The sequence below is a fragment of the Gordonia sp. i37 genome (assembly GCF_002043085.1).
In the GTDB taxonomy this organism is placed as follows: Bacteria; Actinomycetota; Actinomycetes; order Mycobacteriales; family Mycobacteriaceae; genus Gordonia; species Gordonia polyisoprenivorans.
This window is the reverse complement of the sequence record NZ_MVPX01000419.1, coordinates 1-11043: the sequence shown is the minus strand read 5'-3', so window position 1 is coordinate 11043 and position 11043 is coordinate 1. Positions and strand designations below refer to the sequence as shown.

Annotated in this window: 10 protein-coding genes; 7 read left to right on the top strand and 3 right to left on the bottom strand. The window is 67.0% G+C overall.

Translation table 11 applies throughout. The annotated features are described in order from the left end of the window. The 3 genes from B1964_RS20885 to B1964_RS20875 form a co-directional block, all read left to right on the top strand. The coding region (locus B1964_RS20885) for an SDR family NAD(P)-dependent oxidoreductase (RefSeq protein ID WP_079931137.1) at positions 1-570 on the top strand (570 nt) is incomplete at its 5' end. Further along, entirely contained in the window at positions 564-1331 is a 768-nt protein-coding gene (locus B1964_RS20880; RefSeq protein WP_079931136.1) for a hypothetical protein, read from the top strand. The genes B1964_RS20885 and B1964_RS20880, both read left to right, overlap by 7 nt. A gap of 7 nt (positions 1332-1338) precedes the next feature. After that, positions 1339-2595 (top strand): aminotransferase class III-fold pyridoxal phosphate-dependent enzyme, encoded by a 1257-nt coding sequence (locus B1964_RS20875; RefSeq protein ID WP_079931135.1) that lies wholly within the window; start codon positions 1339-1341, stop codon positions 2593-2595. 29 nt (positions 2596-2624) lie between these two features. Here the strand turns inward: B1964_RS20875 and eutC are convergent, their stop codons facing one another. Genes eutC through eat form a run of 3 tightly spaced genes read right to left on the bottom strand, consistent with a single transcriptional unit; the run spans position 2625 to position 6228 of the window. Beyond that, positions 2625-3401, bottom strand: a complete 777-nt coding sequence (eutC, locus tag B1964_RS20870; RefSeq protein WP_079931134.1) for an ethanolamine ammonia-lyase subunit EutC — start codon at positions 3399-3401, stop codon at positions 2625-2627. After that, positions 3398-4804, bottom strand: coding sequence for an ethanolamine ammonia-lyase subunit EutB (locus tag B1964_RS20865; RefSeq protein WP_079931133.1), 1407 nt, complete (start codon positions 4802-4804; stop codon positions 3398-3400). The genes eutC and B1964_RS20865 overlap by 4 nt, the downstream gene beginning before the upstream one ends. Next, positions 4801-6228 (bottom strand): ethanolamine permease, encoded by a 1428-nt coding sequence (eat, locus tag B1964_RS20860; RefSeq protein ID WP_079931132.1) that lies wholly within the window; start codon positions 6226-6228, stop codon positions 4801-4803. The genes B1964_RS20865 and eat overlap by 4 nt, the downstream gene beginning before the upstream one ends. A gap of 161 nt (positions 6229-6389) precedes the next feature. Here eat and B1964_RS20855 point away from each other — a divergent pair, with 161 nt between their 5' ends. The 4 genes from B1964_RS20855 to B1964_RS20840 form a co-directional block, all read left to right on the top strand. Further along, positions 6390-7916: an APC family permease gene (locus tag B1964_RS20855; RefSeq protein WP_079931131.1), complete on the top strand. Its 1527-nt coding sequence runs from the start codon at positions 6390-6392 to the stop codon at positions 7914-7916. A gap of 16 nt (positions 7917-7932) precedes the next feature. Then, entirely contained in the window at positions 7933-8670 is a 738-nt protein-coding gene (locus B1964_RS20850; RefSeq protein ID WP_079931130.1) for an IclR family transcriptional regulator C-terminal domain-containing protein, read from the top strand. A gap of 160 nt (positions 8671-8830) precedes the next feature. Next, complete coding sequence (locus tag B1964_RS20845) at positions 8831-10351, top strand: catalase (RefSeq protein ID WP_079931129.1); 1521 nt, start codon at positions 8831-8833, stop codon at positions 10349-10351. Between the two features lie 106 nt (positions 10352-10457). Beyond that, on the top strand, positions 10458-11043 hold a 586-nt coding region (locus B1964_RS20840; protein WP_079931128.1), incomplete at its 3' end, for a nitroreductase family protein.

Here is an 11043-nt window from a genome sequence, read left to right as displayed (position 1 = left end):
GGAATCCTGGTGAACTGCGCGGGTTTCGGCACCGCCGGTCGGTTCGTCGACGAGGACGCCGATCGGATCCTCGAGGAGATGACGGTTGATGTGGTGGCGCCGGCACTGCTCACCCGCCACCTCCTGCCCTCGTTGCTGGCGGCCGGTCCGGCGGGCGCACTGATCACCGTGTCGAGTACTGCCGGTCACCAACCGGTGCCCAATCTCGCCGTCTATGCCGCCTGCAAAGCTTTCGTGACGTCGCTGACCTCGGCCATCTGGGAGGAGAGCCGCGGAAGCGGTCTGCGCGTCCTGGCTCTCTGCCCCGGGCCGACCGCCACCGAGTTCTTCGAGGCTTCGGGCTCCGACCAGTTCAAGGTCGGTCGGCTCGGCACCGTTGAGGAGGTCGTCGATGCCGCATTCGCCGCGCTCGACACCACGTCCGGGCCGGTGGTCACCGTCGGCCTCGGCAACCGCATCCAGGCGTTCGCCGCACGATGTGCCCCGCGTCGGCTGGTGCTGACCGTCGGCGCCCGATCGACCGCCCGGGCCGGCAGCGGCCCTCGAGAAAAGGATGGCCGCCCATGCTGATCGACGTCGACGAGCGCGTCCACGCCGAGATCAACCTCGACGCCGTGTTCGGGGCACTGCCGACCCTGGTCGAATTGGTGCCCGACGCCCGCGACATCCTGTCGCCCATGCGCTCGGACACCACGTTGACACTCCGGGCGCCCGGCGGACTGAACGCGCGCTACACCTTCGGGAGCGGCGGTATCCGACCTGGTTGGGGCGCAGGCGGTCCCACGTTGTTCTTCACCTCAGCCTGCCATCTCAACGCGGTCGTCGCCGGTGATTCGTCGCCCATCCCGGCCGCCGGACCGCGCGGGCTACGATTCCTCACCACGGTGTTCACACCGCTGACCAACCTTCTCGGTGAGTATCTGAGACCCGACCCTCAGCGTCTCGCCGACCCGCGGTTCCGGGAGATCTCCACGTTGCTGACCCTCGAGGTGGTGGCCGGCGCACTCACCGTTGTTGCCAATCATGATGACAGCGGCCGATTCTCGGCGGCGCATATGCCCGACGGGCGCATCGACATGCAGATCGGTGACGAATACACCTATCGATTCCGGGTCGCCTCGTCGTACATGCGACGCACCGACGTCACCTCTGCCCGTCCGACCGCGGTCTTGCGTTTCGCCGACCTGACCGTGGTCGGCGACGTGCTCGCCGGGCGCGAATCGTCGTTGGCCTGCGTTGGCGACGGCCGCATAGCCATGTACGGACTGATCCCGCTCATCGACAACCTCAACCGCATCCTCGACCGTGTCGGGGCCTACCTGGAGCCATGATCGTCACATGACCGACATCCAATCCCCCGGCCGCCCTTACACATACGCGGCGAGCGACGCCGCATTTGCCCGTGCCGCCAAGGTGATTCCCGGAGGTGTCTACGGCCACCTGTCGCCCACCGAGGGCATGCACATCCCGCGATCGGCCTTCCCGAAGTTCTCCTCACATGCCCAGGGCACCCGATTCTGGGACCTCGACGGCAATGAATTCATCGACTACATGTGCGGATACGGTCCCAACGTCCTGGGTTACGGTGATCCCGATGTTGCTGCCGCAGCCGATGTCCAAGCGCGCAAGGAAGATACCGTCTCGGTTCCGTCGGTGGCGCTCGTCGACTTCGCCGAGGTGATGGTCGACACCGTCGCGAGCGCCGACTGGGCATTCTTCGCCAAGAACGGTGGCGATGTGACGACGCTGGCGATCATGACCGCGCGCGCCGCCACCGCACGCCGCCGAATCGTCTTCTTCTCCGGCTACTATCACGGCGTCGACCCGTGGGCACAGAAGCTCGACTATCCCGGCGTCCTGCCGCAGGATGTCGGTGGCAACATCGAGGTCAAGTGGAACGACATCGACTCGCTCAGAGAGACTTTCGTCGAACATCGCGGTGAGATTGCCGCCCTCATTGCACAGCCGTACCAACACGGGAACTTCGCCGACAACGAGCTACCAGCGCCTGGGTTTTGGGCCGCGGTTCGTGCACTCTGCGACGAACACGGAGTGGTGCTCATCGTCGACGACGTGCGCGCCGGCTTTCGTCTCGACCTCGCCGGCAGTGACCATCACTACGGCTTTTCTGCCGATCTCATCTGTTTCTGCAAGGCGATCGCCAACGGCTACAACGTGTCCGCCCTGTGCGGCCGGGAGAGCTTGCGGTCGGCGGTCAGCAGCATCACCTACACCGGTAGCTACTGGATGAGTGCGGTCCCGTTCGCCGCCGGTATGGCAACCATCGCCAAGCTCAAAGAACTCGATGCGCCTGCGTTGTTCCGGGAACTCGGCACTTCTCTGACCGAAGGTCTCGTCGACGTCGCCGCCGGTCACGGTCTGACCCTTGTCGCCTCCGGCGAGCCCGCGCTGTTCTACCTTCGCATCGCCGACGATCCGTCGTTGATGTTGCATCAACGCTGGATCGCCGAATGTGTTCGACGCGGGGTGTTTCTCACCTCCCACCACAACCACTTCATCAACGCCGCCCTCACCTCCGACGACATCGTCCGAACACTGGAGGTTGCCGACGAGGCGTTCGATGCAATCGTGTGAAGACTGTCGGCACACACGCCCGGCGTGCCTCAGGTGAGCCCGGATTGCTCCGCCGCAGCCACCGCGGCCTCACCCGCGGAGGTGTCCTTCAGGGCGACGCCCGACGCGCCGAGTTGCCGGGCGCCGGCGACCAACGCCGCGACGATCCGGGCGGCGTCGGCGTACCCGAGACCGTCGGGTGGGTGGATGTTGGAGATGCAATTGCGTTCGGAGTCACGCCGACCCGGCTCGGGCGCATAGGTGAGGTAGATACCGAGACTGTCGGCGACCGACAGGCCCGGCCGTTCGCCGATGATGACGATCAGCATCTCCACGCCGAGGGCCTCGCCGATGTGGTCGCCGAGGGCCACCCGGGCCTGGGAGGCGAGAACCGGTGGCGCGACGGTGAATTGCGGTGTCAGAGCCGACGTCACGGCGTCGACGAGGGCGACGGCGTGGGTGTCGACGGCGGTCGCCGACAACCCGTCGGCGATGACGATGCCGATGTCGGCCCCCGACGACTCGATCGACGACAGATCCGCGGGCAGCCGGCCGAGGTCGGGCCGCCGCAGGTATTCGGCGCGGGAGGAAGCTCGGCTGGTCACCGCGATCGGCTCGCCGAAACCCAACTCCCGCAAGCCCTTGCCGACGGTGTCGATGTCCATCGGGGTGTGGACGGCATCGCGGGCGGCGGCGTGATCGGCCTGGAAGGTCAGGACGTCGTGCGTCGAGAGGGTGTATCCACTGCGCCGCAAACCGATTCGCGCCTGCGTGGTGCGCCGCATCAGATCCCATGGGTCGTGGGCGGGGGAGTTCCCGGTGCTCATGAGGCGGCCAATCCGCGCAGCGGTGAGGTGTGCGGATCGAGGGGGGTGACCCGTCCGCCGTCGTCGGCCATACCGATGGTTTGCATCCACGCCTCGAATTCCGGTGCGGCGCGCAGTCCCATGACCTCGCGCAGGTAGAGCACGTCGTGAAAGGACAGACTCTGATAGCCCAGCATGATGTCGTCGGCGCCGGGCACGGTGATGACGAACGGGCAGCCCGCCAGGCCGAGCAGGCTCAGCAGCGTGTCCATGTCGTTCTGATCGGCCTCGGCATGGTTGGTGTAGCAGACGTCCACACCCATCGGCAGGCCGAGGAGCTTGCCGCAGAAGTGATCCTCGAGGCCCGCGCGGATGATCTGTTTGCCGTCGAACAGGTATTCCGGCCCGATGAATCCGACGACGGTGTTGACCAGGAGCGGGTCCAACGCCCGGGCCACCGCATACGAGCGGGTCTCCAGGGTCTGCTGATCGACCGGGCGGCCCCCGGTGCCCAGGTGCGCACCCGCCGAAAGCGCCGATCCCTGACCGGTTTCCAGGTACATCACGTTGTCGCCGACGGTGCCGCGCCCCAGCGATCGTCCGGCCTCGTTGGCTTCGCGCAGCACGGCGAGGTCGACGCCGAATCCGCGGTTGGCGCCCTCGGTTCCGGCGATGGACTGGAAGACCAGGTCGACCGGTGCGCCCTCCTCGATGAGCCCGATGGTGGTCGTGACATGCGAGAGCACACACGACTGCATCGGGATGTCGAAGCGGGTGCGGATCTCGTCGAGCAACCTCAGCAGGGTGGCGGTGGCGTGCGGTGAGTCGGTCGCCGGGTTGATCCCGACCACCGCGTCACCGCAACCGAGCAGCAATCCGTCGAGCAGTCCGGCGGCGATGCCGCGCGGATCGTCGGTCGGATGGTTGGGCTGTAGCCGCGTCGCCAGGCGGCCCGGCAATCCGATGGTCGTGCGGAACGCCGAGATCACCTCGACGCGACGGGCGACGGCGATCAGATCCTGGTTGCGCATCAGCTTGCTCACCGCCGCAACCATTTCCGGGGTCAGCCCGGGCGAGACGGCACGCAGCCGGCGTGGTCCTTCCGGATCACCGACCTGCTCGAGCAACCAGTCGCGCAGGCCGCCGACGGTCAGGTGTGACACCGGCGCGAAGGCCTCGCGGTCGTGGGTGTCGATGATCAGCCGGGTGACCTCGTCGGACTCGTACGGCACCACCATCTGTTCGAGGAACACCGTCAGCGGGAGGTCGGCGAGCACCCAGGCGGCGGCCGCCCGCTCGGCGTCGGACTCCGCGGAGCACCCGGCCAGCTCGTCACCCGAGCGTGCGGGCGTGGCCTTGGCCAGCACCTCGACGAGGTCGGCGAAGGTGTAGGTCTGTCCGCGCAGTGTCTGACGGTAGGTCACGAGAGTCCTTCTTCGGCGTCGGCGATGGCCTGGAACTCTTCGTCGGCGGTGGCGAAGACGAGCCGCTTGCGGCTGTAGAAGCCAAAATAGCCCATGATCACCGCGAACACGATCAGACAGCCGGAGGCGGCGGTGATGTCGACGAGGAAGGTCGCGATGACCGCGAGGACGGCGACGACGAGGGCGAACGAGGTGGTGACGATGCCGCCCGGCGTGCGGTAGGGGCGTGGCAGCTGCGGTTCGCGCACACGTAGCACGATGTGACTGATCATCATCAGCACGTAGCTCAGCGCGGCCCCGAAGACCGCCATGTTCAGCAGCATCGCGCCCTCACCGGTCAGTGACAGGCCGAATCCGATGACGCCGGGCACGATCAACGCCAGCGTCGGCGCCTTGCGGGAGTTGGTGACCGACAACGACTTCGGCAGATAGCCGGCGCGCGACAGCGCGAACAGCTGCCGGGAGTAGGCGTAGATGATGGAGAAGAAGCTCGCGATCAGGCCGGCGAGGCCGATGTAGTTGACGACGGTGTGCGCCGCGCCGCTGCCCAGCGCCTCGACCAGCGGGTTACCCGAATCCTGCATGGCCTCGGCGCCACCGGCTCCCGACACCAGGAACAAGACCAGCGCGCAGGTGAACATCAGCGCGCACATCGCCGCGATGATGCCGCGCGGCACGTTGCGGGCCGGGTCCTTGGCTTCCTCGGCGGCCAACGGGACACCCTCGACCGCGAGGAAGAACCAGATCGCGAACGGGATCGCCGACCAGATGCCCAGATATCCGTGTGGGAGGAACGAACTCGCACCTGCGGCGTCGGTGGGCGCGTTGTTGGTCAGGTTGGCCCACGAGAAGTCGCCGAGCGCCGCGATCGCGAAGATCAGTAGCCCGAGCAATGCGATCGCGGTGATCACGAACATCACCTTGAGTGCTTCGCCGACGCCGGCGAGGTGGATGCCGATGAACAGTGCGTACGCGGCGAGGTACACCCACCATCCGTCGGTGATGCCGAACAGATGCAGCGATTCGACGTAGGACCCGATGAAGGTCGCGATGGCCGCCGGGGCGATCGCGTACTCGATGAGCACAGCGGTGCCGGTGGCCATCCCGCCCCACGGCCCGAGCGCACGGCGGGCGAAGGTGTATCCGCCGCCGGCCGCGGGCAGTGCCGAACTCATTTCGGCCATGCCCAGCACCATCGCCAGATACATCGCGGCGATGATGACCGCGGCGATCGCGAGACCTCCGAAACCGCCCTGGGCCAGGCCGAAGTTCCAGCCGGAGTAGTCACCGCTGATGACGTAGCTGACGCCGAGCCCGGCGAGCAGCACCCACCCGGCGGTGCCCGTCGCGAGTCGGCGTTTGTCCAGGTAGTCGGTGGTGGCAGCGGTGGCGTCGGCGACGCGACCGTGTTCGGTGGTGCTCATGGGCGCCTCTTTCGGTGGGCGGCGAGATCGGCGTCGGTCTCGCCGGGAAGGGAACGAGAATCGACGCTACGAGGTGTGTGTCACGTCACAGTGGCGCCCATGTAAGGCATGTCGAGAATCACAGACGCCGACATTCTCACGCTGGTTAACACGGATGAAACATGAAAACGACGCGCGGAAACGCGCTCTCGGTCACCGTGGAGGGCGCCATGTCCTCGTCGATCTCTCGCCGTCGCGCCACCGGATCGCCACTCGTCGCCGACGAGTCGCCCGTCCGGGGGCTCACGCGTCGTCAACTCCCCTTCATACCCGTCTTCGCGCAATCGGTCGCGGCCATCGCCCCGGCCGGCACGTCGGCGGTGACGCCCCTGTTCGTGATCGCGGCGATCAGTGGTTCCGGTGGCGTGCTCGCCTTCGCCGCGGCCGCCGTCGTCATCATGCTCGTCGCTGCGTGCATCCGGCCGATGGCCCAGCGACTGGCGGTGGTCGGCGGGCTGTATTCCTATGTGGCCCAAGGGTTCGGACCTCGTGTGGCGCTACCGACGGCGTGGTCGGCGATCCTCGGCTACGGCTCGGTGAGCATGGCCGGATTGCTTGCCGTCGGGCTGTATCTGAGCCATATCGCGGTCAGCCTCGGCGTGGCCGCCGCGCCGTCGGTGATCGCGATGTGTGTCATCGTCGTCGCGTCGGCGGCGGGGATGACGGTATTGATGGTGCGCGGGGTCAAGGTCTCGGCAACGGCAATCCTCGGCATCGAGATCGTCGCCGTCGTCATCATGGTCGGTCTGATGCTGTGGTTGGGGATCACTCACCGCGGTGCCGGATATTCGGCGGCCTTCACCTCGCACATCGACCCCGGCTCGATGGGTCTCAACATCGTCGTCGCGGTCAGCGCATTCGTCGGATTCGAATCCGCGACCACCCTCTCCGCCGAGGCCCGACGGCCCTTCCGCAGCGTTCCCCGCACCCTGATGTGGACGCCGCCGGCCGCTGCGGTGATCTATCTGCTCGCGGTCACCTCGCAGTCGGTGGCGATGGCCGGCGCCCCCGAGCGCATCCGGGAGAGTCCCACCCCACTGGCCGCCCTGTTCCTGTCCGAAGGCACCCGCGTCGCGTCGGTGATCCTCGACCTCGGCATCGCGACCTCCTTCTTCGCCTGCGCGCTGGCCTCGGTGAATGCACTGGTCCGGGTGCTGTTCACGCTTGGCCGCGAGCAGGTCGTGCCCGCCGGTTTCGGCCGGGCGCACCGGCGGTTCCACACCCCGGCGTTCGCGACGGTGTGCGCGATGGGCGCCGTCGTCGCCGGGCCGCTGATCTTCCTGTGGTGCGGCGGCAACCCGCAGACCGGCATCCGCGACTTCTTGACGCTGAGCGCGCTGGGCTACATGGGCAGTTACCTCACCGCGTGCCTGGCGGCGCCGGCGATGTTGCGTCGGATCGGCGAGGCGAGCCGCGCGATCACCGTGCTGGGTGCGGTGACGGCGACGATCCTCGTGGTGCTCCTCGTCACCGGATTCACCACCGACGTCGGCAGCGGGCGGGTGCTGTGCGCGATCTATGTGATCTCGATGATCGTCGTCGTTGTCGCGGTGGCGGTGGTCGCACGATGCGCGCCAACCCGATTCGGCCGCGTCGGTGTCTTCGACGCCACGAGCCGCGACGACATCCTCACGGTGACCCTGCGATGACGCGGCAGGTGCACCCGTGGCGATAGGACGACCCGACCGTGCTGATTCGGTGGCTCGGGCGCTGCAGATCATCGAGGCGGTCGCCGACCTGGGGCTGGGCACCACCGGCAGCGAGATCGCCCGTCATCTGGGCTTCCCGCAGGCCAGCACCTACCGGCTGCTCAACGGACTGGTCGCCGACGAATACCTGGTACGGACCGCCGACCTGCGCGGCTTCGCGCTGGGTGCCCGGCTCTCGACGATGCTGTCGGGGGTGCTGCCACCACCGGTGCCCGCGCGGGCGCGGGAGCTGATCGACGAGTTCCGGTCATCGGTGCGTTTCGCGGTGCACCTTGTCTACTTCCGGCCCACCACGCTGCGAATCCTCGACCCAGACCCCGACCACCCGCTGACCGGTATCGGCGAACTCATGCGCTATCCGCACGCGTCGGCGCCGGGCAAGATCCTGCTCGCGTCGCTGTCGCAGTGGCGGGAGGTGGTCGGCGCCTCACCGGCACCGATCACCCCGGCAACGATCATCGACCTCACCCGCCTCGGCGATGAGATCGCACAGATCCGCCGGACCGATGTCGCGATCGACGACGGTGAGCTCGTCTGCGACCACGCCCACGTCGCCGTGCCGATCCTCGACGCCGACGGCGACGTCCGCGGCGCGGTGATGATCGGCGGCGTCTCCACCCGGCTCGACGCGATCCGTTCGCTGGTCGACGCGGCGAAGGGGCTCTCCTCGGCGCTCGGTCCGCTGCTGTTCTGACACCGACCTGGACATCGGCGCCCGGCGAGCGGCTACCCTCGAAGCAGTGGTGCTCGAGAAGCCTGGCACCCTCGCGCTCGCCTTTGCGATGCGAGCCGGCGCCACAGCCCGGCGTCGGCGATGGACACAATCAATCCGGCTCAAGGCCGTTGGAGGCGATATGTCCGAGAACAACGATTTCTACACCACCCGTGATTCCGGGGCCCCGGCGGGCAGCGACGAACATTCGCTGACCGTCGGCGCCGCCGGGCCGATCGTGTTGCACGATCACTATCTGATCGAGCAGATGGCCCAGTTCAACCGGGAACGAATCCCGGAGCGGCAGCCACACGCCAAGGGCAGTGGTGCCTTCGGCACCTTCGAAACCACCGAGGACGTCTCGGCGTACACGTGCGCCGGGTTGTTCCAACCCGGGGTGAAAACCGAGATGGTGGCCCGGTTCTCCACCGTGGCGGGGGAGCGTGGCAGCCCCGACACCTGGCGTGACCCAAGGGGTTTCGCGCTCAAGTTCTATACCGACGAAGGCATCTACGACATGGTCGGCAACAACACGCCGATCTTCTTCGTCAAGGATCCGATGAAGTTCCAGCACTTCATCCGGTCGCAGAAACGCCGCGCCGACAACAACCTTCGGGACCACGATATGCAGTGGGACTTCTGGACCCTCTCACCGGAGTCGGCCCACCAGGTCACCTGGTTGATGGGTGACCGCGGCATCCCGAAGACGTGGCGGCACATGAACGGCTACAGCTCGCACACCTACCTGTGGGTCAATGCGCAGGGCGTGAAGTCGTGGGTCAAGTACCACTTCATCAGTGATCAGGGCGTCGAGTTCTTCACCCAGCACGAGGGCGATCAGATGGCCTCGGCCGACACCGATTTCCATACCCGGGATCTGTTCGAGTCGATTGCCGGGGGAAACCACCCCAGCTGGACGCTGAAGGTGCAGATCATGCCGTACGACGATGCCGTCTCGTACCGGTTCAATCCGTTCGACCTGACCAAGGTGTGGCCGCACGGCGACTACCCCTTGCAGGAGGTGGGCCGGATGTCGTTGCACACTAACCCCACCGACAATCACGCACAGATCGAGCAGGTCGCCTTCGAGCCGAACAACGTGGTGCCGGGCATCGGGTTCAGTCCCGACCGGATGCTGCTGGGCCGGGTGTTCTCCTACGCCGACGCGCACCGGCACCGTCTGGGCGCCAACTACAAGCAGATCCCGGTCAACGCCCCGCGCAACGAGGTACACACCTACTCCAAAGACGGTGCGATGCGGATCAATCCGGTGACCGACCCGGTGTATGCGCCGAACTCCAAGGGCGGTCCGGCAGCGACGTTCGCCGGGCAGGCCGAGCCGCAGTGGGCCGCCGACGGCGACATCATCCGCAGCGCCTACGTCGATCATCCCGAAGACGACGACTGGGGTCAGGCGGGCACGATGGTGCGCGAGGTCCTCGACGACGCCGCCCGGGATCGCTTGGTGGACAACATCGTCGGTCACCTGCTCAACGGTGTCAGCGAGCCCGTGCTGGCCCGGGCCTTCGAGTACTGGAGCCGGGTCGACACCGATCTGGGCGCCAAGATCAAGAAGGGTGTCACCGAGAAGGCCGACGAGCCCGACCCGAAGAAGGCCGAGCAGGGCAATCCGGCGCGCTCGTCGATGCAGCAGAAGGTATAGCTCGGCTGCCGAATACAGATACCACGTGAGCGGGCTCCGACCCCCGATTTTCCGGGTCCGGAGCCCGCTCGCGTGGAAGCCGTATTCGTGGTGGGAGGATCGAGACATGGAATTCGACGACGTCATCCGCACGACTTTCGCCGCACGCGAGTTCACCGACGATCCGGTGACCGACGAGGTGCTGTGGGAGATCCTCGACACCGCGCGCTTCGCGCCCAGTGGCGGTAACCGCCAGGGCGCACATGTGATCGTGGTGCGAGACCCGGACACCAAGCAGGCGATCGCCGAAGTGAGCAAGACCGGTGCCCGCCGCTACCTGGCCCAGCGTGCCGCGGGCGAAATGCCGTGGAACGTCGTGCATCCCAGCGCGGTCACCGACGCCGACCTCGCCGTCACCGAAGGCGTCGACGAGTTCGTCGCCCCGCTCGCCGCCGCGCCGGTGCTGCTGGTGGTGACGGTGAACCTGGAGGTCGTGGCGTCGATGGACAAGGACCTCGACCGCATCGGCGTGGTCCCGGGTGGCTCGATCTATCCGCTGGTGTGGAACATCCTCACCACCGCACGTTCTCGCGGATTCGGCGGCACGATCACCACGATGGCCGTCACCGAGGAACCCGGCGTCCGCGAACTCCTGGCGATCCCCGACACCCACGCGGTGGCGGCGGTGCTGCCGCTGGGCAAGCCGGTCAAAC